The sequence below is a fragment of the Aeromicrobium sp. P5_D10 genome, assembly GCF_054049535.1.
Window position 1 is genome coordinate 41704 of the sequence record NZ_JBFUME010000010.1, and the last position, 26554, is coordinate 68257.

A 26554-nucleotide genomic window follows, 5' to 3' on the forward strand; every position below is an offset into this window, starting at 1 on the left:
GTAGGACTTGACCCTGACGCAGGGTCAACCCGTGACGATGCTGTGCATGGAGACATATTCCGCGATATCCGTCGCCGGCCTGAGCAAGGCCTTCGGCGACCATGCCGTCCTCACGGGCGTTGATCTGGAGGTTCCAGAGGGCAGCGTCTACGCGCTGCTCGGACCCAATGGCTCAGGCAAGACCACGACGGTCAACATCTGTTCGACGTTGCTGACAGCCGATGCGGGGCAGATCCGGGTGGCCGGACATGACGTCCGCACCGCATCTGATCAGGTGCGTCGATCGATCGGGGTGACGGGGCAGTTCTCGGCGATCGACGAATTCCACACCGGCCGGGAGAACCTGCAGTTGATGGCCGATCTGTTCCATCTCGAACGGGCCGCCGCCAAGACTGCGATCGATGATCTGCTCGAGCGGTTCGACCTGATCGACGCGGCCGGACGCCGAGCGCAGACCTACTCCGGCGGGATGAAGCGCCGGCTCGACCTGGCGATGACTTTGCTCGGTTCCCCGCGATTGATCTTCCTGGACGAACCGACCACGGGTCTGGACCCGCGCAGTCGCCGCGAGCTCTGGCAGATCGTCCGCGAGCAGGTGGCCGGCGGTGTGACAGTCCTACTGACAACGCAGTACCTCGATGAAGCCGATCAGCTGGCCGACCGCGTAGGTGTCCTGGACGGCGGCAGGATCGTCGCCGAGGGGACACCAGCTGAGTTGAAGAGTCAGGTGCCTGGCGGACACGTCGAGGTCAGATTCACCGACGAGGCGGCCCTTGCGGCGGCGGCTGCGCAACTGCCCGATGCCAGTACCAACCGCGAAACGCTCACGCTCCGGATGGCCAATGACGGTGTGGCCTCCCTTCGTCATCTCCTCGCTTTGCTGGACGATGTCACGGTGGCGGCGTTGAGCGTCCGCGATCCCGACCTGGATGACGTCTTCTTGGCCTTGACCGGTCACTCACATCATCAGGAGGCAGCGTGATGACCACGTCATCGAACCCGCAGCAGACCTACGTCGTCCGGGACTCGATCACCATGCTGCGACGCAATCTGCTGCATTGGATCCGCTACCCCTCGCTCGCGATCATGCTCGTCGCCCAACCGATCGTGTTCTTGCTGTTGTTCGTCTACGTGTTCGGCGGCACGATGGGCGCAGGTCTGCCGGGTGTTCCCGGAGGCGGCGACCGCGGGGACTATCTCGACTACGTCACGCCGGGCATCTTGGTCATCGCGGTCGCGAGCGTCGCCCTGGGGACCGCGATCGAGGTGGCATTGGATATGACCGGCGGCATCATCGCCCGGTTCCGCACTATGGACATTGCGAAGGTCTCCGTGCTCACGGGCCACGTGCTGGGCGCGGTGCTCAAGACGCTGCTGGCCGTGGCGGTGACCCTGATCGTCGCGATCGTGCTGGGCTACCGCTCCGGCGGGAGCCTCGGCGAGTGGTTGCTGGCCTTGGTGTTGCTGGTCATGATGACGTCGGCATTCACCTGGCTCACGGTCGGGATGGGACTGGCCGCCAACAGCGTCGAGACCGCCAGCAACACCCCGATGTTCCTGGTCATGTTGCCGTTCCTGAGCAGCGGCTTCGTGCCGACCGATGCGATGCCTTGGGGGCTGCGGCACTTCGCTGAGCACCAACCGTTCACGCCGATGATCGACAGCCTGCGTGCTCTGACCAGCGGCGCCGACACCGGACATGATGTGTGGTTGGCGATGGGGTGGTGCGTTCTGATCGGCGTCCTCGGGTACCTGTGGTCACGAAAGCTCTTCACCCGTGTCCCGACTCAGTAGATGGCAGACTCCTGAACATGCTCACGATCGGTCAGATCGCCGCACATGCCGGTGTCACGGTGCGCGCGGTGCGCCACTATCACGCCAAGGGACTGCTGCCGGAGCCCACACGGGATGCATCGGGATACCGGCGCTACGACGCCAAGGCCGTCGTGGAGCTCATCAAGATCCGGACGTTGGCCGACGCCGGTGTGCCGCTGGCGAAGGTCGAGGAGCTTCTGCGTGCCGACGACACGGAGTTCGCCTCGGCCGTCGCGCAGATCGACGTCCGGCTGCGCGCCGAGATCCGCGAACGGCAGCGGCACCGCGAACGGATCGCCAAGCTGGCCGCGGGTGACAGTCTGGCGTTGCCGCCCGAGGCCGTGGCGTACCTGGAGCGACTCCGGTCGTTGGGTATGTCGGAGCGGATGATCGAGGGGGAGCGGGACGGCTGGATCCTGCTCGCTGCCCACTCCCCGGACCGGATGGCGTTGTGGATGCAGTCCAAGTTCCAGCAGCTCGACGATCCCGAGGTCGTCGCCCTGTATCGGGAATTCGAGGATCTCGTCGGTTGGGAGCCTGACGATCCTCGTCTTCCGGAGCTTGCCGATCGTCTGGCGGCCACGATCGCGGCAGCAGATTTCGATCATCAGGCAGGTGATCTGATGATCTCGGAAGAACTGGTCGAGCTGCTCGACAACTACTTCCTGAACTCGGTCCCGGCTGGAGCGGCCCTGGTTCGGCTCCTGAAGCAACGGGGTTGGTCCGGGTGGACGCAGTTCGAACCTGTGGCGGCCGGTGACATGGCCTAGGGTCGTCATGACTACGACATGGGAGGTCGGATGCGTGTTGGCATGCTCACCGGGGGTGGCGACTGCCCCGGACTCAATGCCGTCATCAGAGGAGCCGTCCGCAAGGGGGTTTCGACGTACGGGCACGAGTTCGTCGGATTCCGTGATGGCTGGCGCGGCCCCTTGGAGAACGACACCCGGACGCTCGACATCGAGGCCGTTCGAGGCATCCTGCCCCGCGGCGGCACGATCCTCGGCTCGTCACGAACCAACCCGTTCGCGATCGAGAACGGCGTCGAGCGCATCAAGGACAATCTGGCCGAGCAGGGCTGTGACGCGCTGATCGCGATCGGCGGTGAGGACACCCTCGGGGTGGCCACCAAACTCGCCGATCTCGGCGTCAACGTCGTCGGTGTTCCCAAGACGATCGACAACGATTTGTCGGGCACCGACTTCACGTTCGGCTTCGATACTGCGGTCAATATCGCGACCGAGGCGATCGACCGGCTGCACACGACCGCCGAGTCGCATCACCGGGTGCTGGTCGTGGAGGTCATGGGACGTCACGCGGGCTGGATCGCGCTCCACAGCGGCCTGGCCGGCGGTGCCAACATCATCTTGATCCCCGAGCGCCCGTTCGACATCGCCAAGGTGTGCGCACAAGTCGAGAGCCGGTTCGCGACGCACTATGCGCCGATCATCGTGGTCTCCGAAGGCGCGGTGCCGGCCGACGGAGGATCGATGTCACTGGTCAGCGGCGACAAGGACGCGTTCGGTCACGTGCGGTTGGGCGGGATCGGTGATCGGCTCGCCGCCGAGATCGAGCAACGCACCGGCAAGGAAGCCAGGACGGTTGTTCTCGGGCACGTGCAACGAGGTGGCTCGCCGACCGCATTCGACCGGTGGCTTGCGACCCGCTTCGGGTTGCACGCCATCACCGCGGTCCACGAGGGCGACTTCGGCAAGATGATGGCCCTGCGAGGCACCGAGATCGAACGTGTCCCGTTGTCCGAGGGAACTGCCGTGCTGAAAACCGTACGCCCGGAGCTGTATGAAGAGGCAGAGGTGTTGTTTGGTTAGGGCGCGCGAGGCCCGAGCGCGCTCAGCGCGCGACCGGTCGAGCGGGTTGAGGAGCCGAGGAGCGTAGCGACGAGCCTCGAAACCAGGTGAGATGACTCGACGACCTCAACCAACGCGGTTTCGAGGCTCCGGCCGCAGGCGGCCTGCGCACCTCAACCAACGGAGTCGGCGCGGCACGCACCTCAACCAGCGGGGTGGGCGGCCTGCGCGTCTCAACCAACGCGGTTTCAAGGTGGTACCGCGGGCGGCGTATTCTAGGCGGGTGAGTATTCCTAGCCTTGACGAACTGCATGCGATCGGCGCTGCCCAGCAGCCCACGTATGTCGACCCTGCTGCCCGCGACACCGCGGTGCAGACGTTGCGCAGGATGCCACCCCTGGTTTTTGCGGGCGAGTGCGATGCGCTGCGCGACCGTCTGGCCGAGGTCGCTCAAGGCAAGGCATTCGTCTTGCAAGGCGGCGACTGCGCCGAGACATTCGAGGGCGTCACAGCCGAGAACGTCCGCAACAAGCTGCGGGTCCTGCTGTCGATGGCAGTCGTCCTGACGTACGCCGCGAGCGTCCCGGTCGTCAAGGTCGGCCGACTCGCCGGCCAGTACGCCAAGCCGCGCTCCAGCGACACCGAGACCCGCGACGGCGTGACGCTGCCGGCGTACCGCGGCGACGCGGTCAACGGCTTCGACTTCACCCCTGAGTCCCGCGCGCACGATCCGCAGCGGCTCGTCGACGTCTACAACGCATCTGCCGCGACTCTCAACCTTGCACGTGCATTCACAACCGGCGGCTATGCCGATCTACGCCAGATGCACGCCTGGAACACCGACTTCGTCAAGAACAGCCCTGTCGGCGAACGCTACGAGCGCATCGGTGCCGATATCGATCGGGCCTTGGCCTTCATGGACGCGATCGGTGTCGACCCCGACGAGTTCCACACCGTCGACTTCTTCTCCTCGCACGAAGCGCTGATCATGGAGTACGAGCACGCCCTCACGCGTATCGACTCGCGCACCGAACAGCCCTATGACGTGTCGAGCCATTTCGTCTGGATCGGTGAGCGCACCCGCCAGCTCGATGGCGCGCACGTCGAGCTGCTGAGCCGCATCGCCAACCCCATCGGCGTCAAGCTCGGCCCGACCACGACGGCTGACGATGCGATCGCGCTGTACGAGAAGCTCAACCCGGAGCGCATTCCCGGCAAGATCACGTTCATCACCCGATTCGGCGCCAAGAAGATCCGCGAGGGTCTGCCGAATCTGGTCGAGAAGGTGACTGCTGCGGGTATCGAGGTCGCTTGGGTCTGCGATCCGATGCACGGCAATACATTCGAGACCAGCAACGGCTACAAGACCCGCGAGTTCGACGATGTCATTGACGAAGTCCGCGGCTTCTTCGAGGTGCACCGTGCCCTCGGAACGTGGCCGGGCGGTCTGCATGTCGAGCTCACGGGTGACGATGTCACCGAGTGCGTCGGCGGCGGCGCCAAGCTCTCGGCCGAAGACCTCACGCACCGTTACGAGACGCTGTGCGATCCGCGGCTCAACCGTGCGCAGTCGCTCGAGCTGGCCTTCCTCGTCGCCGAAATGCTCTCCGGTCGGGACTGATCGACCCACCCGCTGAGGAGGTACTTGTCGCCCCCTCAGGAGGTGGTTACGGCCCTGAGGAAGGGCGGTAACCACCTCGCCGCAGGGCGGTAGCCACCTCCTCGGCGGGCGGTTTCGGGTTCTCGGGTTGCACCTTCAAGGTCAGTAGTGTCGTGGCCAGCGAGTCGTATTGGCCGCAGAGCAACAAGAACTCGATGGCCTGAGCCTCGTCGAGGTAGGTCCGCAGCGTGGCCCAGCCGGCGTCGTCGATGTACTTGGCGTCGACGAGTTGGGTTGCGCCGTCGAGCAGAGCCAGCTCGCGGGCCGACCATCCCGTCCAGTTCAGGTCGGCGAGATGGGCGATCTGTTCGGGGGTGATGCCTGCTCTGCGGCCGAGACGGATATGGTGGCGCCGTTCGTACTCGCACTCTCGCAACGTCGCGATCCACAAGATGATCAACTCGGATTCGCGGCGGGGGAGCGAGCCACCCGGCATGAGGCGGCCGCTGAAGTGCAGCCAACCGCGGAACAGGCGACGCTGACGTCCAAGAGTTGTGAAGATATTGGGCCGTCCGCCGCCGATCATCCGGCCGGCGAGGGTTGCGAACCCGAAATTGATCAGACCGAGTTCCTTGAGGCCGCCTGGAGCGATCCGGGGTTCATCCATACACCGAGTCTACGCGAAGTTGTACATACGTATTGATTGGTATGGGAAATCAGGGTGCGGTGTAGATCGTGACCCGGCTGCCGCGTGAGGCCTTCTTGTCGGGCTGCAGCAGTACGGTGCCATTGCCGCCGAAGACCCTGACCTTGAAGCCCGCGTCCTTGAGGATCTGCTCGGCCTCGAGCCGGGGCTTTCCGACGACATTGGGGATCGCGATTTGCTCAGCGCCCTTGGAGATCGTCAAGGCGATCGTGTCGTCCTTGAACCGGTTGCCATCGTTGGGGGTCTGCGCGATGACCCTGCCGCGCTTGACATCGTCACTGAAGGCTTCGTTGACGGTGACGTTGAAGCCGGCGTTCTGCAATGCTGTGCGGGCGGTGTCGAGAGATTGACCGACGTAGTTCTTGACCTCGATGGGCTTGCGACCGCGACTCACGATGACGTTGACCGTGTCACCGCGCTTGAGAGCGTCCTTGGACGTCACGCCGTCGGCCCGGATGACCCGCCCCTTGGCGATGTTCTCGTCATAGACGTTGGTCCGCTTGCCCAGCACGAGGTCCTGAGCCTCCAGGAGCTGGCGGGTCTCGCTGATCTTGAGACCCTTGAAGTTGTCGTCGGGGATGTAGACCCGGTCGGGGCCCTTCGACACGACGGCCTCGATCGTGCTGCCCGGCAGGATCTTCTCGCCGGGCTTGGGATTCGTGCTCATGACGGTGCCGGCGAGGAATGTCTCGGAGAAGTCCTTGCGGACCTCCTTGAACTCAAAGCCCTCGGCTTCGGCCTCTTTCTTGGCGTCCGCGACCGAGCTGCTTGTCAGGACCGGCGTGTCGACGTAGCGGAGATCGGTGATGTACCAGGTCAGCAGACCCGCGATGATCGCGGCGAGGACGGCGAGGATGAGTAGCAGGCGGCCCCGTCGGCTGTGAGGCTTGCTGGCGATCTGGCCGTATTCCTCACGCGACATCGGCGGATGCAGACCGATCGGCTTGGCTGCGTTCGCCGGAGGCGGGGCCGGCGTCTCATGCGGCGTCCACTGCATCGTGTTCTCCGACGCACTCGCGAGGGTTTCGGAGGCCGCGAACCCCATCGCGGCGCGGGGAACGGCGATCGTGGGCGCATCGGGATCGTCCTCGCCGGGACGAGCGCCCGGGAGCAGATCTGCGACGAGATCGGGATCATCGGCCAGGCCGGCTTCAAGGGCACGCTGGACGGATCGGACCTGCTGCAGCAAGACGCGCGCATCGGTCGAGCGCTGATCGCGGTCGCGGACCGTGGCACGGGCGACCAAGGCATCGACGTACGGCGCGATGCCCTGCTGAACCTCCGAGGGCGCACCGATGTCTTCGTGCACATGCTTGTACGCGATCTGGATGGGTGACTCGCCGGAGTGCGGTTTGGTGCCCGTCAGCATCTCGTAGAGCATCGCGCCACATGCGTAGACGTCGGAACGGGCGTCGGTGCCGTCGTTCGTGACGATCTCGGGGGCAAGGTAGGAGACCGTGCCGATCAGGGTGCCGCCGGTCGCGGTGGTCGCGGCACTGACCGCCCGGGCCAGGCCGAAGTCGGCGACCTTGACCTCCCCGTCTGGAGTGATCAAGACGTTCTCGGGCTTGACGTCGCGGTGGATGATCTTGGCGGCGTGCGCGGCCGACAGGGCTATCAGGATCTGTTCGAGCAGCTCGAGCGCGCGGTAAGGCGGCATGGGGGCCTCATCGCGCATCAGATCGCGCAGCGTGCGGCCGGGAACGTACTCCATGACGAGATAGGTGATCTCGCCGTCGGTGCCCTGGTCGAAGACCGAGACGACATTGCGGTGATTGAGTTTGGCGGCCGATTTGGCCTCGCGGACGAAGCGCTGGGTGAACTGCTGGTCGTCGCCGAGGCCCTGGTGCATGACCTTGATGGCGACTTCGCGATCGAGTCGCTGGTCGGTGGCCTTGAAAACGCTGGCCATGCCGCCGCGGGCGATGCGTTCGCCGATCAGATAGCGGTCGTGGAGGACACGCCCGACGAGTGCTTCGTCGCTGGTCAGTGGCACGTCAACCCTCCCTCGTCATGCCGGAAACCCCCTTGGGCCCTCATCGCAGTCTAGTGACTCTCCCATATGAGAACGCGGGCAGCACGCAGGTGTGGTGTTTCGATGTTGCGGTGTCGGACACGAAAAGTACGAGAGCATTGACCCATGCGGTCGAACACGTGGTGGCGGGTCCTTCTGGCCGTCGTGGCGATCACTTACGTCGTCTGGACTGTGACGGCGGACAATTCGTCGGATGACACCCGACCCGAGACGTCGAGTGTCGCCACGACCGGGTTACCCGCAGAAGTCGGCGAGACCCTGGCGCTGATCGAGGACGGCGGGCCGTACCCGTACTCCCGCGACGACACGGTGTTCATGAACCGGGAACGACGTCTGCCGGAGCGTCCGCGCGGATACTGGCGCGAGTACACCGTTCCCACACCGGGATCGGCCGATCGTGGGGCTCGTCGAATCGTGAGGGGTGCCGACGGGGAGACGTACTACACCGGCGACCACTACCGGACGTTCACCCGTCTCGATCGGGGGAGCAGATGACCGCGTCGTACGCTTCGGTGCTGAACGGGACGGCGTCGGCAGGGCTGTTCAGCTGGCGGGGGCGGCCGAATCGCGATCTGGCCGGTGAAGCGTTCGCGGCCGGATGGCAGGTGCTGCCGGTCGATACGCGCGACGTCGAATCGATTGAGGACTTCTACTCCAGGCTCGTCGCGGCGTGGGGCCTCCCCGAATGGTTCGGCTGCAATCTCGACGCACTGTTCGACATGCTTGCAGAACAGAGCACGACACCGACGGTCATGGTCTGGGACGGGCTTCGTGATCTGGTCGAGATGGATCCCGTCCGCGCGAGCGCGATCGTCGAGGTGCTGCGCGACGCGGTGGAGCAGACACAACACCTAGTGGTGGTCGTGCGGGACGATCTGGGGGTCAGCGGCTTCGACGCGTTGCTGTGAGCGCCAAGGGGCCCAGTACCTCGCGCGCGGCGGGACCGAGTGCGTCGATGGCCTCGTCGGCGGCAGCTTCGAGCATGCTGATGTCGTGCTCGACGGCTTCGAGGGCGCCACAACCGCGGATCAGTTCGGCGACCGCGTCGACTCCTTCCGCGGTGCCCAGTGAATCGAGCAGCAAGCGGCGTCCGGCATCGTCGGTCAGCTCGTGGGTGCGGGCGATCAGCACGGTGCGCTTGCCCTCGCGCAGATCATCGCCGGCCGGCTTTCCGGTGACCGCTGGGTCGCCGAACACCCCGAGCACGTCATCGCGCAATTGGAATGCCTCGCCGAGGGGGAGTGCGACGGCGCTCAGTCCGTCGATCAGCTCGGCGTCGGCACCGGCCAGAGCCGCACCGATGTGCAGCGGACGCTCGACGGTGTACTTGGCCGACTTGTACCGCACGACAGTCATGGCCTCATCCCACGACACGGTCTGCCGGGTCTGCCCGACCACGTCGAGGAACTGGCCCGCGACGACCTCGGTCTTGCACAGGTCGAAATAGGTGCGGGCCTGTCGGATGTGTGGTGCGAGGGTCGGTGACTCCAAGATCGCATCGGTCAGCATCTCGTCGCACCACGAGAGCATCAGATCGCCGATCAGGACCGCCGCCGACAGGCCGAATGCTGCAGCATCGCCGTGGCGTCGTTCGGCGCGGTGGATCGCCTCGAACGCGCGATGGATGCTGGGACGTCCGCGACGGGTGTCGGATCCGTCCATCAAATCGTCGTGCACGAGGGCGCTGGCCTGCAGCCACTCGAGCGCGGCAGCTGCGGCGATGATGCCCGGATCACCCCGTCGGCCTCCCGCCACGAGCCAGCCGGCGTAGCTGAACTGTGGTCGGAGGCGCTTTCCGCCCGCGATGAACTCGCCGGAGATCGCGACCATGTGGTCGATGCCGGCCCCCAGGAGACGCAGATCGGCAGCCTTGCGATCCACGAATGCCGCCAGGCTCTCGTCGACGCGTGTCCGGAACTCGAGATCATCCGCACGTGCAGTCACATCGTGAACGGTACCGTTGGTCCATGAGCTCTGAAGACACCTCCCTCGTTGCGGCACTGCGCTCACCCACGCCGAGCTGCTCATTCGAGTTCTTTCCGCCGAAGGACGATGAGGGCGAAGCCGTTCTGTGGCAGACGATCGCCGAGCTGGAGCAGTTCGAGCCGACGTTCGTCTCGGTCACCTACGGCGCGGGCGGCACGAGTCAGGAGCGGACGGTCCGCATCACTGCTCGGATCGCCGAACAGACCTCGATGCGTCCGGTCGGACACTTGACGTTGGTGTCACAGACCAAGGGCGAGATCGAGTCGGTCCTCAAGCAGTACGCGGCGGCCGGCGTCGACAATGTGCTGGCTCTGCGCGGCGACCCCAAGGGCGGGCCCCGCGCGCCGTGGGAGCATCACCCCGACGGACTGACGTATGCCATCGACCTGGTGCAGTTGGCTTCGGGGCTAGGTGGCTTCGAGATCGGCGTCGCGGCATTCCCCGAAGGACATCCCGACGCCGCGAGTCTCGATCACGACGCCGAGGTGCTCGTCGCCAAGGCGAAGGCCGGTGCCGAGTATGCGATCACACAGCTGTTCTTCCGTGCCGACGACTACTTCTCGCTGGTCGACCGGGTGCGGGCGCTGGGCAGCGATATTCCGATCATTCCGGGCATCATGCCGATCCTCAACTATGCGCAGGTCTCCCGCATGGCCGAGCTGTCCGGTGCGGCAATGCCGCCAGAGGTGCTGGAACAGATCGAACCGATCCAGGACGACAAGGCCGCTGTCCGCGCCAAGGGCATCGAGCTGGCGACCCAGTTGTGCCGCGACCTGCTCGCTGGCGGCGCACCGGGTCTGCACTTCATCACCCTCAACCGCTCGAAGGCGACCAGGGAGATATTCCAGGCTCTGCGCGACGAGAACCTGGTCTGAGACCTGCGTCAGGGGCGCAGGTCCTCGGCTATTGCGGCGGTGGCCATGCCGATCGCTTCCAGCGTGCCGCCGGGATGCGCGCCGGCACCGGCGAAATAGAGACCGCCGGACGGCGCGATCCCCGGCAGGTCGAATGCCGAGGTCCAGGTGTTCCAGGTCCACCCCCAGTGCCCCATCGCGACCAGATCGCTCGGGGACAAGTCGATGCGCTGGGTCACAAAAGGCCGAAGGTCGAGTCCTGCCCTGACGAGCGCATTGAGCGGATCCTCGCCGCTGCGGTGCTCGATCGTCCACTGGCTGCCATTTGCGGTCCACAGTCGGATCGGCGGATTGACGTGCACGAGGAGTTCGTGCGGCATGGCAGGTGCGTCGGCCGACAACGTGACGAGCGTCCGGGACGCCGGGATGATCTGCAGACCGCGGGGCAGGGGTAGGGGAGACGGCGAGGTCGGCGCCGTCCACACCACGGCATCGGCCGGCACCGTCCGCTTGTCGGTGACGACCCCCGTGACCTGATTGCCCTCCCGCACGACCGAATGTGCGGCCTCGCCCAACACGACGGTGACCTTGCGTTCTTCGAGGCGATGTTCGAGTGCCGCGGCAAGAGCCGGCAGGCCACCCTCGAACCGCCAACGACCGAATGAGCGCTCGAGGTAATGCGCGATCGCGACGAATCCCGGCGTGATGCGCCAGTCGTGTCCCGCGAGCCGAACCGGATCGAGCACGATCTTGGCCAGTCGCTCGTCGGCGAAGTCCTTGTCGAGCGCTTTGACGGTCCGCCGGGGGCGCAGGGCCTTGCGAACCGACCGGTCGATGACCGGTCTGCCTTCGAAGATCTGGTTGAGGGCGACTGTGCGGAGGATCTCCCATTGCTCCGAGAACTGGTCGATCCAGGGTGACCAGGTGTCCTCGCCGAAGACGTCGACGATCGCCTCGTGCTGGTCTCCGCGGTTGCCGAGCGGTAGGTCCAGGACTGTGCCGTCATTGAAAAGGTGCCGGCGGCCGTCGGTCTTGGTGAACTCCAGCACGCGGTCGAGTGTGCGACCGGACTTGCGGAACAGGTCACGGAACACGCCCGGCAGAGTCACGGTGTCGAGCTGCAGCTGCCAGGTCTGGCCGTCGACCGTGTAGCCGTTCAAGCGTCCGCCCAGACGTTCGCCGGACTCCAGCAGAGTCACATCGTGTCGAAGTTTCGCGATGCGGGCGGCAGCGGACAATCCGGCGAATCCGCCACCCACGACCACGACGTTCGCCATGCGCGAAGACTACGCGGTCGGGTCGGTGCCCCGCGGAGTCGGTCGGCCCCGTGAATATGGCACAGTGTGACTCATGGGTCCGGTCCGCTCAGAGCTGATGTGGCAGGCAGTCGCTGATGCGACCGACCTGGCAGGTGCGGGAACGCACCTCGATGTGCTCGACCTCGGTGGTGGCACCGGCGGCGACGCCGTGCGCCTCGCCCAGCTCGGTCACCGGGTGACGATCGTCGACCCGAGCCCCGATGCCCTCGCTTCGTTGCACCGCCGTAGTGCCGAGGCTGGCTTGGCCCATCCGGTCACCGGAATCCAGGGCGATGCGACGGATCTACTCGACCACGTGGAGCCCGGGTCATTCGATCTCGTGCTGTGTCACGGTGTGCTCGAACACGTCGACGATCCTTCGGTTGCCATGGCCGCAGTGGCCACGGTGCTGCGACCCGGCGGGCACGTCAGCCTCGTCGTGGCCGGACGCAACGCGGCCGTCATGGCACGTGCTCTGGCCGGAGATTTCGTCATGGCGCAGACGCTGCTCGAGCGGTCGTCTTCGGCCTGGGACATCCGGTCGATGGGGCCCCGTCGCTTCGTCCAAAGTGAGGTTGAGAGCTTGCTGGCAGCCCATGGATTCGTCGCGGTCGCGGTCAACGGACTGCGCGTGTTCGCCGATCTGGTGCCCAGCGGAATCGTCGACACCGAGCCCGGAGCGCGCGACGCTTTGTACGCCTTGGAGCGGCTCTTGCGAACCTCATCTGATTTCTCCGGCCTTTCCGCTGGTCTGCAGTCGATCGCGCGCCTAGACTTGTCAGTAGCATCACCCACATCAGGAGGCGAGAGTGCCACTCTCTGACGAAGAGGCTCGACTGCTTCACCAGCTCGAACAGTCGTTGGCCGCAGAGGATCCCGACTTCGCGTCGACATTGCGCGGGTCGAAGTTCATGGCGCGTAACCGGCGCGTCGCTGTGTTGGCAGCCCTGGGTTTCATCGGCGGACTCGTCGTGATGTTCAGTGGCACGGTCAGCAAGATGACCTGGCTCGGTGTCCTCGGCTTCATCGCGATGCTGGTGACTGCCTACCTGTTCGCCAATGCCTGGAAACGCGGGATCGGCGGTCGTGAGGATGCTGTGCACGATCTGTCAGCACGCAAGGGTCGCGGTGGTGGCAAGCAGGCCAAGCCGACAGGTTCGTTCGTCGACCGGATGGAAGAGCGCTGGCAGCGACGTCGCGATGAGGATCATTAGCTCCCAGATGGGTCTTTGACGCCCCACTTCCCTCCACCTTCACTCCAACCGCCCCCTCGGGGGCGGTTTTTCTTTGCCCTGACGGGAAATTGAGCGCTCTCCACCTCGTGGAGGGCGCTATGTGTTTTGCCTTGAAAAGGGGCGACACGTGTCCCAAAGTGGGGGATCGTGGAGTACAGTGGTGGAGAATGGAGCGAATGGTCGTCGAACAGGAGGAGCGAGGTGAACCCGGATGTATCGAATTTCTTCGGCACCTACACCCCCCGCCTCGACGACAAAGGCCGGTTGTTCCTCCCGGCGAAATTCCGTCCCCGCCTCGAGACCGGGATCGTTCTCACCCGCGGGCAGGAGAACTGCATCTACGGATGGACGACCGAGGCGTTCAACGCCTTCACCGATCGCATCCGCAACACCCCGTTCACGAACCAGGCGGCGCGAAACTTCAACCGCATGTTCTTCTCTGGCGCCTCGTCAGAAGTGCCGGACAAGCAGGGACGCATCTCGGTGCCGGCAGTGCTGCGCACTTGGGCGCAGCTCGACAAGGAATGCACGGTCGTCGGTGCGATGGATCGCATCGAGATCTGGGACTCGGGTCGCTGGGCCGAGTTCGAGTCCTCACAAGAAGGTCCGTTCGCGGACATGTCGGAGGAAGTGATGCCCGGCATCTTCTGACGTTCGTGCGGCGAGATCTGCGCCCGCGCGGTTCTGACATCACTTCCCCGGTGTCAGACCCGGCGGTCGCGGATCTGGCCACACGACAAGTCACACGAGGCGTGGGCGGACACAACCGAACGACATCCAACAAGACGACAGGTGGGGGACCGGCAGATATGCAGATCGACACGAGTACGAGACGAGTACGACATGAGGTGGCGGACGGCGTCCGACTCATGCTGTTCTCGCTGGGCTCATCGATCGCCCTCGCAGTGCTGATCACGCTCGGATTGGGCCTCCTGTGAACCAGGCACCTGACTCCGGAGCCTCCGCGCCGCGTCACGTGCCCGTCCTGCTCGAGCGTGTTCTCGACCTGCTCGAGCCGTCGGTCGCGACCGGGCCGGCCGTCGTCGTCGACGCCACGCTTGGCCTCGGCGGTCACACCGAAGCCATGCTGAACCGGTTTCCGGACGTACACGTCATCGGTATCGATCGTGACCCCGACGCCCTCGCCCGGGCCCAGGCTCGACTTGCCCCTTTCGGCGACCGGGTCACCTATGCGCACGCCGTCTACGACGAGATCGCCGACGTGATTCGCGAGGCCGGCTTCGACTCCGTTGCCGGTGTGTTGTTCGACCTCGGTGTCTCCTCGATGCAGCTCGACGTCGCCGATCGCGGTTTCGCCTATGCCCAGGACGCGCCGCTCGACATGCGGATGAATCCCGAGGACGAACTCACCGCCGCAGGCATCCTCAACACCTACACATCCCGCGATCTGTCCGCGATCCTGCGCGAATACGGCGAAGAGAAGTTCGCCAAGCGCATCGCTGACCGCGTCGTTGCCGAACGCGAGAAGGAACCGTTCAGCAACAGTGCACGCCTTGTCGACCTGATCCGCGAATCCATCCCGCAGGCGGCCCGTCGTACCGGCGGTAATCCGGCCAAGCGCACGTTCCAGGCTTTGCGTATCGAGGTCAACGACGAATTGGGCGTCTACCGTCGGGCGCTGCCCGATGCGCTCGAGGCACTCACTCCCGGCGGGCGCGTCGTCGTGCTCTCGTATCACTCCCTCGAAGACCGCATCACCAAACGGGCGTTCACCGAGGTCACCACGACCGACGTCCCGCGCGACCTGCCGTTCGTCCCTGTCGGACACGAGGCGAAGTATCGCCTCGTCACCCGAGGCGCCGAACTGGCAACAGCTGCCGAGATCGAAGAGAACCCACGTGCGCGCTCGGTCCGCCTGCGCGTCGCAGAACGGTTGGTGACCACATGAGCACGTCAGTCACTCGGGCACTCACGCCGTCGCCGCAGCGTCTCGAAGACGCCAAGGCGGTTGGTCTGCGGCTGGTGCGTCCGGTCCGTAGCCGCGCCCGCAAAGCGCCGTTCGTCGTCGTCGTGCTGACCGTCGTCTCGATCGGACTCGTCGGACTCATCATCATGAGCACTGTCCTGCAGGCCCAGTCGTTCGAGGCGTCCAAGCTGCAGCGAGAGGCCCGGACCCTGACGACTGCGCAGCAGGCGCTGAACCGGGACGTCGAACGCCTTCAAAGCCCGGCCAATGTGGCCAAGGAGGCACTCGCGATCGGTATGGTGCCCAATGCCAACCCGGCGTTCCTGCGGCTTTCGGACGGGAAGGTCCTCGGAAAGCCTGAAGCGGCCAAGCCCGGCAGCAATATCAAGGCTGTGACGCCATGACTCGGCAGAAGCTGACGCGGCGTCGGCTGCGGGCTTGTCTGATACTCGTGATGTGCATCTTCGGCCTGTTCGGCGCGCGGTTGTTCCAGATCCAAGGCCTCGACGCCAGTGCGTACGCGGCACAAGCCGCCGCCGCGGGCACCATGACCAGGACCGACCCGGCGCCCCGGGGCAAGATCCTCGATCGCAACGGCGTTGCCCTCGCGAGCAGCGTCGACGGGTTGACGCTGGTAGCCAATCCGGTGACGACGGTTGACTACGCCCCGCAGATCGCGCGCATCCTGCGTGAGAAACTGGGCGATAAAATCGACTACTTCGACACGATCGACAAGCTCCGCACACCCAAGTCGCAGTATGCGGTCCTGGTGCGGGATGTTCCGAAATGGACTGCCGACGAGGTCCTTGAGGCGCTCTCGAAGGCCGAGCTCCCCGGAATCTCCACCGAAAAGGAATCGTTGCGGACCTACCCGGGCGGCAAGCTGGCGGCCAATCTCCTCGGCTACGTCGACGGTGAGGGCAAGGGCGTCGCCGGGCTCGAGCAGGAGTACGACAAGATCCTGACCGGCACCAACGGCTCCAGCACGTTCGAGGTCTCGCCCACGGGTCAGCGCATCCCGATGGCCGACAGCACAGTCACCGAGATGGTTCCGGGCAAGGACGTGCAGACCACGATCGATCGCGATCTGCAGTGGTATGGCGACCAGCGGCTTGCCGATGCGGTGCGAGCGTCGAGCTCGGACTGGGGACTTGCGATCACGATGGATGTCAAGACGTGCCAGATCGTGCAGATGTCGCAGGCACCGACGTTCAATGCCGACGACCGTACGGGCATGAGCGACAGCAATACTGTGTCGCGTTCCGTGCAGACGGTCTACGAGCCCGGGAGCGTGCTCAAGACCGTCACGATGGCGGCACTCGCCGACCAGGGCAAGGTCACCGCGAGTACGCCGATCATGGTGCCGTCCAAAATGGTGATCGACAAGTTCCCGATCGGCGACTACTGGGAGCACGGGAAGCTCAAGCTGACCGCCGCCGGAGTCATCGCGCTGTCGTCCAACCTCGGCACGATCGTGGCCGCGGAACAGATGAGCGATCAAACGATGCACAGCTACTTGAAGAAGTTCGGCTTCGGCGAGAAGTCCGGGATCGGCCTGCCGGGTGAGTCCAAGGGCATCCTGACCGACAGCGACGGTTGGACCAAGTCCAACAAGGCCACGATCGCGTTCGGCCAGGGCATCTCGGTCACCGCGATGCAGATGGTCCGCGCAGTCGGGGCGATCGCGAATGCCGGCAAGATGTGCGAACCGACCGTCGTGACGGACACCGTCGACACGAATGGGGACAAGACCCCGGTCGCGAGCGCAGTCGGGAAGCGGATCATCTCCAAGGACGCCGCTGCGAACGTCACCCGCATGATGGAGGCTGTGACGGCTCCCGACGGAACCGCTCCGGCAGCCGCGATCAAGGGCTACCGGGTCGCCGGAAAGACCGGCACCGCGTGGCGAGTCAACCCGGTCACCGGACGGTACGTCCGAGGCCAGAACACCGTCTCGTTCATGGGCTTTGCTCCGGCAGACAATCCGCGCTTCCTGACCTATATCGTGCTCGACAAGCCGTACAGCAACGCCGGCGGTGGCTCGACCGCGGGACCGGTCTTCCACGACATCATGTCGATGGCGCTGGAGCGGTTCGGAGTGGCACCGAGCGGCTCGAAGGTGCCGAAGGTTAAGCAGACCTGGTAAGCGGTGCGGGCTCAACCTTCACCTGGGTCGGTTTACCACGGTCCCGCGGCAAGCTGGCTCCCCCCGCGGGAATCTTTCCGCGGGGGGAGAGCGGTTGCTGCGGGAAGACGATTGGCCTCCGCCGGAATGACCTCGAAGCCGCGGCTGGCTGCCGTGCGTCTACGCCGTGAAGTCTGGCCCTGCGAAGACGTTCTGGGTCGGCCCGAGCCGTCTTCCCGCAGCAAGCTGGCTCCGCCCCCAGGAAGTTTCCCGCGGGCAGAGCCAGTTTGCTGCGGGACCGTGGTAAACCGACCTTGGGGGGCGAATGAGGTTGCGGATCCACCGCCCGGGGTGCAGGTGACCCGTCAGGACGTCGTGAATCAATTGGGTAGGGTCGGGGGGTGAGTGAGCAGATGCGGGTGCGGCCTTTTGAGAGCCCTCGTTGGGGACTCGGCGAACTGGCGGCTCTCATAGGCGCACAAGCGCCTGAGGACGTCGTCGTCACAGGCCTGGCGCTGAACACCGGGGTCTTGCTGCCGGGTGATCTGTACGCGGCGCTGCCCGGCGCGCGGGCGCACGGCGGCTCGTACATCGACGCGGCTCTGAGCGCTGGGGCAGTGGCGGTGCTGACCGATCCGGGCGGCGCGAAACTCGTGGGGGACTGCGGCGTCCCTGTAGTGGTCGTCGACGAGCCGCGCAAGGTCGTCGCCGACCTCAGCGCGACGTTCTACGGCAATCCGACGTCCGCATTCACGACGGTCGGGATCACCGGAACCCAGGGCAAGACGACCTCGACGTATCTCGCCGAGGCGGCGCTGGGCGGGCGTCGCTCGGCGGTCGTTGGCACGATCGGCACCCGGATCGACAAGGTTCCCGCGCCGTCGAGCCTCACGACCCCCGAGGCGCCGCAGCTGCAAGCGCTGTTCGCCGTGATGCGCGAGGAGCAGGTCGAGCTGTGCGCGATGGAGGTCTCCAGTCACGCGCTCGTGCAAGGACGCGTCGACGGCTTCGCCTTCGATGTGTCGGTGTTCCTCAACCTGGGACGTGACCACCTCGACTTCCACCACGACATGGACGAGTACTTCCTGGCCAAGGCGGCACTGTTCACCCCTGAACACTCCCGCCATGCCGTCGTCAACATCGATGACGAGTACGGGCGTCGGTTGCAGGCGCTGACCCCGCTGCCCGTGACGACGTTCTCGACAGACGGCAATCCGGCCGACTGGAGGGCCGTCAACATCCGGCCACACAGGTTGGGCACGGACCTGGAAGTACTGGGCCCCGACGGAGTCGCGGTCGACTTGTCGGTTCCGTTGCCCGGTGTCTTCAACGTGTCGAATGCGCTCGCCGTCATGGCAGCACTGACGACAGCCGGCCACGATCCGGGCGAACTGGCGGAGGGGATTGCGGCGAGCCCGGGCGTTCCGGGGCGCATGGAGCGCGTGGAAGCGGGTCAGCCGTACACCGCGATCGTCGACTACGCGCACAAACCCGATGCCGTGGCGGCAGTGCTCACTGCGCTTCGTCCCGTCACGGCTGGGCGGATCATCATCGTGATCGGTGCCGGCGGCGACCGTGACCACGGCAAACGTCCTCTGATGGGACAAGTGGCCGCGCAGTATGCGGATGTCGTCATCGTCACGGATGACAACCCCCGTACGGAGCGGGCCGCCGCCATCAGGGCCGCGGTGCTCGAAGGCGCCGCGGCAGGTCCGGCGGTCGTCGTCGAGGTGCCGGGTCGACGCGAGGCCATCGCCCATGCGGTGGCCATGGCCCATCTCGGCGACAGTCTTGTGGTGGCAGGCAAGGGACACGAACAAGGCCAGGAAATCGAGGGGGTCGTGCATCCATTCGACGACCGAGAGGTGCTCGTCGAGCTGATCGCGATCACCTGACCGGGTGATCGGTGTGGCAAGCGGCACACCACCCGCGAGTCTGCCCAGGGCGCAGGCCGTGGTTGTGAAACCATCAAGGAGCAGATGTCTCGACCGAGGCATGTGCGAGTAAGGAAAGGACTCACGACGCGATGAAGGCAATCCTGATCGCGGGAGCGTTATCGCTGCTGGTGACCCTCATCGGGACCAGGTTTGCGATCTCCGTCCTCGTGAAACAGGGCTACGGGCAACTCATCCGCGACGATGGTCCGACGTCCCACCACACCAAGCGCGGCACCCCCACGATGGGCGGCCTCGTGATCATCCTCGCGGTCGTGATCGGCTATTTCATCGCCAAGCTCGCAACCCAGACGACGCCCAGCAGCTCGGCCCTCCTGCTGTTGTTCCTGTTCGTCGGCCTCGGCGCGATCGGCTTCCTCGATGACTTCATCAAGGTCTCGAAACAGCGAAATCTGGGGCTCCGGAGCAAAGCCAAGCTGATCGGGCAGACGACCGTGGGCCTGATCTTCGCGATCCTGGCGATCGGCTGGGAGGACGACAACGGTCGCACTCCCATCACACACGGCATCTCGTTTACCCGTGATCTGGCCGGCTGGGAGCTGCCCACTGTATTGCTGGTCGTCTGGGTCCTGCTCCTGGTGGCGGGCGCCAGCAACGGTGTCAACCTGACTGACGGTCTCGATGGCCTGGCGACGGGCGCGGCCATGATGGTTTTCGGCGCCTACGTCGTGATCAACATCTGGCAGAGCAATCAGAACTGCCTGTCAGCCCCCGGCAGCAAATGCTACGAGGTACGCGATCCACTCGACCTGGCGGTCGTGGCATCGGCGTTGACCGGCGCATGCTTCGGCTTCTTGTGGTGGAACGCCTCGCCGGCCAAGATATTCATGGGCGATACGGGATCGTTGTCGCTCGGCGGCGCGATGGCCGGTTTCGCCCTCATGACCCGCACCGAGCTGTTGCTCGTCGTGCTCGGGGGCCTGTTCGTCGCGATCACGATGTCGGTGATCTTGCAGGTCGGGTGGTTCAAGCTGTCGGGCGGCAAACGGATCTTCCGAATGGCGCCGTTACAGCATCACTTCGAGTTATTGGGCTGGGCCGAGATCACGATCGTGGTCCGCTTCTGGATCATCAGCGGTCTGTGCGTCGCGACCGGCCTGGGCATCTTCTACAGCGAGTGGGTCACCGGAGTATGACCGTTCCTGATCTGTCGTCACTGGGTCGGGAGTCGTCGTGGGACGGCGTACGCGCCGCCGTCGGCGGTCTCGGCGTGAGCGGCTTCGCGGCGGCCGACACCCTGCAGCACCTCGGTGCGCAGGTCGTCGTCCTCGATGACGGCGACAACGACGAGCTGCGCGAGAAGGCGACGCTGCTGGAGATCCTCGGCGTCGATGTCCGCATCGGACCCGGTTCGACCGCGACACTGCCCGAGGGGATCGACCTGTTCGTCACCTCGCCCGGCTGGTCTCCGACGACCTCGCTGATCGTCCAAGCACAGGCTTGTGGAGTCCCCGTGTGGGGCGAGGTCGAACTGGCCTGGCGGCTGCGTGGCGACAACCCCACACCATGGCTGACGGTGACCGGCACGAACGGCAAGACCACGACGGTGCAGATGCTGGAGTCGATCCTGCGAGCGCAGGGACTCAACGCGCTGGCGGTCGGCAATGTCGGAACCCCGGTGCTCGAAGCAGTCATGAATCCCGATCGATTCGACGTCCTGGCTGTCGAGCTGTCGAGCTATCAGCTGCACTGGAGCGCATCGATCTCGGCGCAGGCCAGTGCGGTGCTCAACGTCGCACCCGATCACCTCGACTGGCACGGCGGATTGGATGCCTACACTGCCGTCAAGGGCCGCATCTACGAGAACACGCAACTCGCGTGCGTCTACAACGTCCAGGATCCCGTGACGGAACGGCTCGTCGAAGACGCCGATGTCATAGAAGGATGCCGGGCAATCGGTTTCACCCTCGGTGTCCCGGCTGCGGGCATGATCGGCCTGGTCGACGACGCGATCGCCGACCGGGCCTTCATCGCCGGCCGGATATCGAATGCCGCCGAACTGGGAAGTATCCGCGATATCGGCTTGAACGGCCACGGTGACGCCGACCGCGTCCCGCCGCCGCACATCGTGGCCAATGCGCTGGCTGCCGCAGCCCTGGCCCGCGCCCACGGCGTCGAACCGCGAGCCGTTCGCGACGGTCTTCGTGGGTTCACCCTCGACGCACACCGCATCGCCGACGTCGCGACGGTGGCCGGCGTCCGCTACATCGACGACTCCAAGGCGACCAACCCCCATGCGGCGATGGCGTCGCTGCAGGCGTTCGAGAACGTCGTCTGGGTTGCGGGTGGGCTCGCCAAGGGAGCGGAGTTCGACGAGCTGGTCAAGGCCGTGCACACGCACCTGCGCGCGGTCGTACTGATCGGTGCCGACCGTCACGTGATCGGCGATGCGCTGCGGCGACACGCGCCCGACGTCCCCGTCGTCGAGGTCGACACGGGCGAGACTGATCCCATGGAACGTGTCGTGGAGGCAGCCGCATCCCTCGCCCATCAGGGCGACACCGTGCTGCTGGCTCCCGGATGCGCCTCCATGGACCAGTTTCGCAACTACACCGCGCGGGGCGAGAGCTTCGCCGCGGCGGTGCGCCAGTTGCGAGACCGGCCCTGATGGCCCGTGAGAGGGCAATGAACATCTGAGGCAGAGGGACGACCATGAGGCGGTGCAGGCGGCGATGAGCTCTGAGAGCGAGCGACGAACGCCTGGGATCATGGGCGCGATCCGCAGCATTCTGGAACGGCCTCTGGCCTCGTACCAGATCCTGCTCGGGACGTCGGCGCTGCTGCTGGGCATCGGTCTGATCATGGTGCTCAGTGCGAGCTCGGTGTTCGCGCTGGTCCAGCAGGGCAACTCGTTCGCAATCGTCATCCGGCAGCTGATCTTCGCTGTTCTCGGCCTGATCGGTGCCTACATCGTGATCCGCATGCCACTGAAGACATTGCGCAAGCTGATCCTGCCGGCGCTCCTAGGATCGGTCGCGTTGGTCTGTGCGACATTCATCCCCGGCGTCGGAATCACGGTCAACGGCAACCGCAACTGGCTGCCGCTGTTCGGCGGATTCCAGTTGCAGCCGTCGGAGTTCGCCAAGCTCGCGCTCGTGCTGTGGATCGCCGATCTCTATGCCCGCCGGCAGAAGTATCTCGGCACGACCCGTTACATCCTGACCCCCATGGTGCCGGTCGCCGGTGGCGTCGGGCTGCTCGTCGTCGGCCAGCGTGATCTCGGCACGGCTTTGGTGATCTTCGCGCTGATCGTCGGCATGCTGTGGGTCGCCGGACTGCCCAGACGGCAGATGGGCGGAATCCTCGCCGCACTGTTCCTCGGCCTGTTGGTCGCGGTCGCCCAGTCACCGCACCGCGTCGAACGTCTGCTCAACTTCACGAATCCGCAAGCCGATGCCGACAGTGCCGGATACCAGGCGATCCACGGCATGATGGCCTTCGCCACTGGGGGGTTCTGGGGCGTGGGTCTTGGCGGCAGCCGGCAGAAATGGGGTTCGCTGCCCGAGGCCCACACCGACTTCATCCTCGCCGTCATCGGCGAGGAGCTCGGCCTGGTCGGAACGTTCGTCGTGCTGAGTCTGTTTGTCCTGCTCGGCTTTGCTGGTATCCGGGTCGCGACGCGAACCCGCGATCCGTTCGTCCGCTACGCCGCAGCCGGCATCACGATCTGGCTCATGATCCAGGCCGTCATCAATATCGGCATGGTGCTGGGCCTGTTGCCGGTCATCGGCATCCCACTTCCCCTGATCTCCTATGGAGGATCCAGCTTGCTCGTCACACTGGTTGCCCTTGGCATCCTGATCAACTGCGCGACGACCGAACCCGGCGCGAAGCGTGCGCTCGCGGCCGGTCGGGCCAATCGCAAACGTGCCTCGGCGCGGCTCAGCACCACGGGCGGACGCTGACATGCGCGTACTGCTCGCCGGCGGCGGTACCGCCGGCCACACCTCACCTCTCCTGGCCACGGCCGCAGTACTCGCCGAGAGTGGGGTCGACATCACGTGTCTTGGAACTCCTCGCGGCCTCGAAGTCACTTTGATCCCGCAGGCCGGATATCCCTTGGAGCTCGTGCCGCCGGTGCCATTGCCGCGCAGGCCGGGCAAAGCCCTGCTGCAGGTGCCGTCTCGACTGCGCGCCGCGGTCAAGGCAACCCGCGAGGTCGTCGACCGGGTGCAGCCCGATGTCATCGTCGGCTTCGGCGGATATGTCTCGGTGCCGGCCTATCTGGTCGCACGCAGTCGCAAGATCCCGCTTGTCGTGCACGAAGGCAATGCGATCGCCGGAGTCGCCAACAAGCTGGGTGCTCGGTTCACCCGGCACGTCGCGACGAGTTTCCCCGACACCGAATTGCGGCACGGCAAGTACATCGGGCTGCCGATCCGGCGCGAGATCTCCTCGCTCGACCGGGTCGCACGTCGTGCTGAGGCCCGCGAATTCTTCGGATTGGACGCCGACCGTCCCACTCTGCTCGTGACGGGTGGCTCGCAGGGCGCGCGTCGGATCAACCACGCAGTCTCGGCCGCGTCCCGGGATCTCGCCGATGCAGGTGTCCAGGTGCTGCATGCCGCCGGACGCCTCGAGGAAGTCACGGTGCATCCGCGCGAAGGCGATCCGCCGTATGTGACGGTGCGGTTCATCGATCGCATGGACCTGGCTTACGCCGCCGCAGATCTGATCGTGTGCCGGGCAGGAGCCAATTCGGTGACCGAGGCGGCGGCGATCGGTCTGCCCGCGGCGTTCGTCCCGCTGCCGATCGGCAATGGCGAACAGGCCCACAACGCGCATCCGGTCGTCCAGGCCGGGGGAGCGCTGCTGATCGACGATGCCGCGCTGACTCCCGCGTGGATCGACAATGTCGTGATCCCGCTGATCTCGCACCCCGGACGTCTCGCCGCGATGTCGGCAGCGGCTGCGGGCATCGTGCCGCGCGATGCCGACGTGCGGCTGGCAGAGATGATCTGGCGGGCGGCAGAGTCATGAAGATCGAAATACCTGCACACATCCCGCCGGCCCACGAGCTGGGGAGTGTTCATTTCATCGGTATCGGGGGCGCGGGTCTTTCGGCGATAGCCCGCCTGATGGCGCAGCAGGGGATCACGGTGTCGGGCAGTGACGCCGCCGATTCGGCCGTGTTGGACGCGCTGCGGACCGAAGGCATCACGTGCTACACCGGCCACGATGCGAGCCATCTCGACGGCGTCGACACCGTCATCGCCTCGACTGCGGTACACGACGACAATCCCGAGATCGTCGAGGCGCAGCGCCGGGGTCTGCGGCTGTGGCCGCGATCGGCCGGATTGCGTGCCGTGATGCACGGCAAACGGACGATTGCGGTCGCCGGCACGCACGGTAAGACCACGACTTCGGCGATGCTGTCGTGTGCGCTCATCGCGGCGGGCACCGCTCCGTCGTTCGCGATCGGCGCCGAGGTGGCATGTCTGGGCGCGAATGCCCGATCCGGCGCAGGTGACCTCCTGGTGGCTGAAGCCGATGAGAGCGATGGTGCCTTCCTGGTCTACGCACCGACCGGTGCGGTCGTGACCAATGTGGAGGCCGACCACCTCGATCACTACGGCACAGCCGAGGCCTACTCGGCGGCGTTCGACGAGTTCATCGGCAATATCGAGCAGTTCGTCGTGCTCAACGTCGACGACGAGGGTGCTGCGGCACTGGTCGAGGTCGCGCGGGCGCGGGGGATAGACGTCGTAAAGGCCGGCTTCGGCGAGGACGCCGACCTGCGCGGTCACGCCCTCAAGATCGAGGGCAGCGTCACGACGTTCACGGTCACGCATCGCGGTGTCGACCTGGGAGAGGTCCGCCTCGCGGTGCCCGGCGCGCACTACGCGGTCGACGCCCTCCTTGCCTTGGGCGCCGGCCTGGCGCTGGGAGAGAACGTCGATCTGTTGATGGCGGGGCTGGGAGCCTATTCTGGCGCCGACCGGCGGATGCAGTTGCTCGGTACGGCTGCGGGTGTCCGGGTCTATGACTCGTATGCCCACCACCCGACCGAGATCCGGGCCGATCTGGCCGCCGCCCGTGCCATTGCTCGTGGCGACCGGCTGGTCGTGGCATATCAATCGCATCTGGTGAGCCGCACGCGGATCTACGGCGCCGACATGGGCCGTGAGCTCTCAGCGGCTGACCGGGTCTTCATCGCTGACATCTACCTGGCCCGGGAGTCGGCCGATCCGGACGTGACACCCCAGCTGATCGCCGACGCGGTCACCGGCCCCGTCGTGACCCTCGCAGGACCCATCGCGGCTGTGGCCGACGTCGTGCTCCCAGAACTGCGACCAGGCGATCTCCTGCTGACGCTGGGAGCCGGTGACATCACGAAGGTCGGGCCCGCCGTGCTGGCCGCGCTCGAGGCACGGGCGTGACGGACCAGCGATTCGTCGAACGGGCCCGCCAGGATCGACGCCGTAAGTTCAAGCGGATCGCCTTGGCCGTGCTGATTGTCACACTGCTCGGCGTCGTGGTCTGGCTGATCTGGTTCTCGTCGGTTCTGGCGGTGCGCGGTGTCAAAGTCGAAGGCCTGACGACGTTGAAAGAGGCGCGGGTCCTCCAGGTCGCGCAGGTGCCGGAGGGGGAGCCGCTGGCCCGAGTCGACCTGGCTCGGATCGAGACGCAGGTCGCTGCGCTCGAGCGGGTCAGCGAGGTCAAGGTGTCACGGTCGTGGCCGCGCACGATCTCGATCGACGTCGTCGAGCGCAAGGCGATCGTGTGGTCGTCAGTCAACGGCCGGATCCGCGGAATCGATCGCAGCGGGATCGATTTCCGCTCCTACGGCAAGGCCCCCGCCGATCTCATCGAGGCCACCATCACGGTCAACGATGCCGACCAGAGGCTCGACACGACCCAGTCGGTCGCGGCGGTCGCCGATCTCATCTCGACCAAGGACCCGAACCTGCGCAAGCAGGTGCAGTCGATCAGTGCGGCAAGCAAGGACTCGATCGAGATCGACCTCACCAAGGGTCGCACGATCGTGTGGGGGAGTCACGCCAAGGGAGAGCGCAAGCTCGAAGTGCTGCGCTCGCTCCTCGGCATCAAAGCCGCGCGCTACGACGTCAGCGCGCCGGACCAGCCGACGACCCGCAAGTAGACAGCGGCGTGTCGCGCCGCCTCACACCAGTCCCACGCGTACCGTTCTTGGTAGATCACAGGTTGACATAACTATAACTCTCTACTTGACGGTTAGAGTTTCCCAGCA

General features: G+C 65.6%; 26 protein-coding genes. 22 read left to right on the plus strand and 4 right to left on the minus strand.

Annotation, left to right across the window (positions count from 1 at the left end):
- Positions 1-46 precede the first annotated feature (46 nt).
- The 5 genes from ACXJKC_RS17835 (at position 47) to ACXJKC_RS17855 (ending at position 5244) form a co-directional block, all read left to right on the plus strand.
- Positions 47-982 carry an ATP-binding cassette domain-containing protein gene (locus tag ACXJKC_RS17835; protein WP_456698085.1) on the plus strand — a complete coding sequence of 312 codons (936 nt, stop codon included), beginning with the start codon at positions 47-49 and terminating at the stop codon, positions 980-982.
- Entirely contained in the window at positions 982-1794 is an 813-nt protein-coding gene (locus ACXJKC_RS17840; RefSeq protein ID WP_456698086.1) for an ABC transporter permease, read from the plus strand. Before ACXJKC_RS17835 ends, ACXJKC_RS17840 begins: the two co-directional genes overlap by 1 nt.
- A 17-nt stretch (positions 1795-1811) precedes the next feature.
- Positions 1812-2585, plus strand: a complete 774-nt coding sequence (locus ACXJKC_RS17845) for a MerR family transcriptional regulator (protein WP_456698087.1) — start codon at positions 1812-1814, stop codon at positions 2583-2585.
- A gap of 30 nt (positions 2586-2615) precedes the next feature.
- Positions 2616-3644 carry a 6-phosphofructokinase gene (locus tag ACXJKC_RS17850; protein WP_456698088.1) on the plus strand — a complete coding sequence of 343 codons (1029 nt, stop codon included), beginning with the start codon at positions 2616-2618 and terminating at the stop codon, positions 3642-3644.
- Positions 3645-3906: 262 nt separating this feature from the next.
- Positions 3907-5244, plus strand: a complete 1338-nt coding sequence (locus ACXJKC_RS17855; protein WP_456698089.1) for a class II 3-deoxy-7-phosphoheptulonate synthase — start codon at positions 3907-3909, stop codon at positions 5242-5244.
- A gap of 46 nt (positions 5245-5290) precedes the next feature.
- Here ACXJKC_RS17855 and ACXJKC_RS17860 read toward each other — a convergent pair whose 3' ends face one another.
- Both ACXJKC_RS17860 and pknB read right to left on the minus strand, forming a co-directional pair.
- Positions 5291-5890 (minus strand): carboxymuconolactone decarboxylase family protein, encoded by a 600-nt coding sequence (locus ACXJKC_RS17860; RefSeq protein WP_456698090.1) that lies wholly within the window; start codon positions 5888-5890, stop codon positions 5291-5293.
- A 49-nt stretch (positions 5891-5939) separates the two neighbouring features.
- The gene (gene pknB, locus ACXJKC_RS17865; protein ID WP_456698091.1) at positions 5940-7925 is read right to left on the minus strand and encodes a Stk1 family PASTA domain-containing Ser/Thr kinase; all 1986 of its coding nucleotides are present in this window, start codon (positions 7923-7925) and stop codon (positions 5940-5942) included.
- Positions 7926-8069: 144 nt separating this feature from the next.
- Here pknB and ACXJKC_RS17870 point away from each other — a divergent pair, with 144 nt between their 5' ends.
- Both ACXJKC_RS17870 and ACXJKC_RS17875 read left to right on the plus strand, forming a co-directional pair.
- The gene (locus ACXJKC_RS17870; RefSeq protein ID WP_456698092.1) at positions 8070-8459 is read left to right on the plus strand and encodes a ribonuclease domain-containing protein; all 390 of its coding nucleotides are present in this window, start codon (positions 8070-8072) and stop codon (positions 8457-8459) included.
- Positions 8456-8872, plus strand: a complete 417-nt coding sequence (locus ACXJKC_RS17875) for a barstar family protein (RefSeq protein ID WP_456698093.1) — start codon at positions 8456-8458, stop codon at positions 8870-8872. Before ACXJKC_RS17870 ends, ACXJKC_RS17875 begins: the two co-directional genes overlap by 4 nt.
- Here the strand turns inward: ACXJKC_RS17875 and ACXJKC_RS17880 are convergent.
- Positions 8847-9908 (minus strand): polyprenyl synthetase family protein, encoded by a 1062-nt coding sequence (locus ACXJKC_RS17880; protein WP_456698094.1) that lies wholly within the window; start codon positions 9906-9908, stop codon positions 8847-8849. The genes ACXJKC_RS17875 and ACXJKC_RS17880 overlap by 26 nt on opposite strands.
- Before the next feature lie 23 nt (positions 9909-9931).
- Here ACXJKC_RS17880 and metF point away from each other — a divergent pair, with 23 nt between their 5' ends.
- Complete coding sequence (gene metF, locus ACXJKC_RS17885; protein WP_456698095.1) at positions 9932-10825, plus strand: methylenetetrahydrofolate reductase [NAD(P)H]; 894 nt, start codon at positions 9932-9934, stop codon at positions 10823-10825.
- Between the two features lie 8 nt (positions 10826-10833).
- Here metF and ACXJKC_RS17890 read toward each other — a convergent pair whose 3' ends face one another.
- Positions 10834-12081 carry a phytoene desaturase family protein gene (locus tag ACXJKC_RS17890; RefSeq protein ID WP_456698096.1) on the minus strand — a complete coding sequence of 416 codons (1248 nt, stop codon included), beginning with the start codon at positions 12079-12081 and terminating at the stop codon, positions 10834-10836.
- A 73-nt stretch (positions 12082-12154) separates the two neighbouring features.
- On the opposite strand from ACXJKC_RS17890, the gene ACXJKC_RS17895 reads away from it, so the two are divergent.
- The 14 genes from ACXJKC_RS17895 (at position 12155) to ACXJKC_RS17960 (ending at position 26446) form a co-directional block, all read left to right on the plus strand.
- A complete protein-coding gene (locus ACXJKC_RS17895) occupies positions 12155-12925 on the plus strand; it encodes a class I SAM-dependent methyltransferase (RefSeq protein WP_456698097.1) in 771 nt (256 codons plus the stop codon).
- On the plus strand, positions 12912-13316 hold the full coding sequence (locus tag ACXJKC_RS17900; protein ID WP_456698098.1) for a DUF3040 domain-containing protein: 405 nt from the start codon (positions 12912-12914) through the stop codon (positions 13314-13316). Before ACXJKC_RS17895 ends, ACXJKC_RS17900 begins: the two co-directional genes overlap by 14 nt.
- A gap of 222 nt (positions 13317-13538) precedes the next feature.
- Positions 13539-13988, plus strand: coding sequence for a division/cell wall cluster transcriptional repressor MraZ (gene mraZ / locus ACXJKC_RS17905; RefSeq protein WP_367649190.1), 450 nt, complete (start codon positions 13539-13541; stop codon positions 13986-13988).
- Positions 13989-14146: 158 nt separating this feature from the next.
- On the plus strand, positions 14147-14275 hold the full coding sequence (locus tag ACXJKC_RS17910) for a hypothetical protein (RefSeq protein ID WP_456698099.1): 129 nt from the start codon (positions 14147-14149) through the stop codon (positions 14273-14275).
- Complete coding sequence (gene rsmH, locus ACXJKC_RS17915; protein WP_456698100.1) at positions 14272-15246, plus strand: 16S rRNA (cytosine(1402)-N(4))-methyltransferase RsmH; 975 nt, start codon at positions 14272-14274, stop codon at positions 15244-15246. The genes ACXJKC_RS17910 and rsmH overlap by 4 nt, the downstream gene beginning before the upstream one ends.
- A complete protein-coding gene (locus ACXJKC_RS17920; protein WP_456698101.1) occupies positions 15243-15668 on the plus strand; it encodes a hypothetical protein in 426 nt (141 codons plus the stop codon). The genes rsmH and ACXJKC_RS17920 overlap by 4 nt, the downstream gene beginning before the upstream one ends.
- Positions 15665-17410 (plus strand): peptidoglycan D,D-transpeptidase FtsI family protein, encoded by a 1746-nt coding sequence (locus tag ACXJKC_RS17925; RefSeq protein WP_456698102.1) that lies wholly within the window; start codon positions 15665-15667, stop codon positions 17408-17410. The genes ACXJKC_RS17920 and ACXJKC_RS17925 overlap by 4 nt, the downstream gene beginning before the upstream one ends.
- Before the next feature lie 392 nt (positions 17411-17802).
- Complete coding sequence (locus ACXJKC_RS17930; RefSeq protein WP_456698194.1) at positions 17803-19284, plus strand: UDP-N-acetylmuramoyl-L-alanyl-D-glutamate--2,6-diaminopimelate ligase; 1482 nt, start codon at positions 17803-17805, stop codon at positions 19282-19284.
- Positions 19285-19415: 131 nt separating this feature from the next.
- Positions 19416-20480, plus strand: coding sequence for a phospho-N-acetylmuramoyl-pentapeptide-transferase (gene mraY / locus ACXJKC_RS17935; RefSeq protein WP_456698103.1), 1065 nt, complete (start codon positions 19416-19418; stop codon positions 20478-20480).
- Positions 20477-21952, plus strand: coding sequence for a UDP-N-acetylmuramoyl-L-alanine--D-glutamate ligase (murD, locus tag ACXJKC_RS17940; protein ID WP_456698104.1), 1476 nt, complete (start codon positions 20477-20479; stop codon positions 21950-21952). Before mraY ends, murD begins: the two co-directional genes overlap by 4 nt.
- Positions 21953-22016: 64 nt before the next feature.
- On the plus strand, positions 22017-23249 hold the full coding sequence (gene ftsW, locus ACXJKC_RS17945) for a putative lipid II flippase FtsW (protein ID WP_456698105.1): 1233 nt from the start codon (positions 22017-22019) through the stop codon (positions 23247-23249).
- A 1-nt stretch (position 23250) separates the two neighbouring features.
- Positions 23251-24324: an undecaprenyldiphospho-muramoylpentapeptide beta-N-acetylglucosaminyltransferase gene (gene murG / locus ACXJKC_RS17950; protein ID WP_456698106.1), complete on the plus strand. Its 1074-nt coding sequence runs from the start codon at positions 23251-23253 to the stop codon at positions 24322-24324.
- Entirely contained in the window at positions 24321-25724 is a 1404-nt protein-coding gene (murC, locus tag ACXJKC_RS17955; RefSeq protein WP_456698107.1) for a UDP-N-acetylmuramate--L-alanine ligase, read from the plus strand. The genes murG and murC overlap by 4 nt, the downstream gene beginning before the upstream one ends.
- A complete protein-coding gene (locus ACXJKC_RS17960) occupies positions 25721-26446 on the plus strand; it encodes a cell division protein FtsQ/DivIB (RefSeq protein WP_456698108.1) in 726 nt (241 codons plus the stop codon). The genes murC and ACXJKC_RS17960 overlap by 4 nt, the downstream gene beginning before the upstream one ends.
- Positions 26447-26554: the final 108 nt, after the last annotated feature.

Coding starts and splice junctions, on each gene's coding strand:
- murD (WP_456698104.1), top strand. CDS start 20,477: ATGACCGTTCCTGATCTGTCGTCACTGGGTCGGGAGTCGTCGTGGGAC.
- ACXJKC_RS17910 (WP_456698099.1), top strand. CDS start 14,147: ATGCAGATCGACACGAGTACGAGACGAGTACGACATGAGGTGGCGGAC.
- ACXJKC_RS17840 (WP_456698086.1), top strand. CDS start 982: ATGACCACGTCATCGAACCCGCAGCAGACCTACGTCGTCCGGGACTCG.
- ACXJKC_RS17930 (WP_456698194.1), top strand. CDS start 17,803: ATGCGGGTGCGGCCTTTTGAGAGCCCTCGTTGGGGACTCGGCGAACTG.
- murC (WP_456698107.1), top strand. CDS start 24,321: ATGAAGATCGAAATACCTGCACACATCCCGCCGGCCCACGAGCTGGGG.
- ACXJKC_RS17895 (WP_456698097.1), top strand. CDS start 12,155: ATGGGTCCGGTCCGCTCAGAGCTGATGTGGCAGGCAGTCGCTGATGCG.
- murG (WP_456698106.1), top strand. CDS start 23,251: ATGCGCGTACTGCTCGCCGGCGGCGGTACCGCCGGCCACACCTCACCT.
- ACXJKC_RS17845 (WP_456698087.1), top strand. CDS start 1,812: ATGCTCACGATCGGTCAGATCGCCGCACATGCCGGTGTCACGGTGCGC.
- ACXJKC_RS17890 (WP_456698096.1), bottom strand. CDS start 12,081: ATGGCGAACGTCGTGGTCGTGGGTGGCGGATTCGCCGGATTGTCCGCT.
- ACXJKC_RS17920 (WP_456698101.1), top strand. CDS start 15,243: ATGAGCACGTCAGTCACTCGGGCACTCACGCCGTCGCCGCAGCGTCTC.
- ACXJKC_RS17835 (WP_456698085.1), top strand. CDS start 47: ATGGAGACATATTCCGCGATATCCGTCGCCGGCCTGAGCAAGGCCTTC.
- ACXJKC_RS17875 (WP_456698093.1), top strand. CDS start 8,456: ATGACCGCGTCGTACGCTTCGGTGCTGAACGGGACGGCGTCGGCAGGG.
- ACXJKC_RS17925 (WP_456698102.1), top strand. CDS start 15,665: ATGACTCGGCAGAAGCTGACGCGGCGTCGGCTGCGGGCTTGTCTGATA.
- ACXJKC_RS17860 (WP_456698090.1), bottom strand. CDS start 5,890: ATGGATGAACCCCGGATCGCTCCAGGCGGCCTCAAGGAACTCGGTCTG.
- ACXJKC_RS17870 (WP_456698092.1), top strand. CDS start 8,070: ATGCGGTCGAACACGTGGTGGCGGGTCCTTCTGGCCGTCGTGGCGATC.
- ftsW (WP_456698105.1), top strand. CDS start 22,017: ATGAGCTCTGAGAGCGAGCGACGAACGCCTGGGATCATGGGCGCGATC.
- metF (WP_456698095.1), top strand. CDS start 9,932: ATGAGCTCTGAAGACACCTCCCTCGTTGCGGCACTGCGCTCACCCACG.
- mraY (WP_456698103.1), top strand. CDS start 19,416: ATGAAGGCAATCCTGATCGCGGGAGCGTTATCGCTGCTGGTGACCCTC.
- ACXJKC_RS17850 (WP_456698088.1), top strand. CDS start 2,616: ATGCGTGTTGGCATGCTCACCGGGGGTGGCGACTGCCCCGGACTCAAT.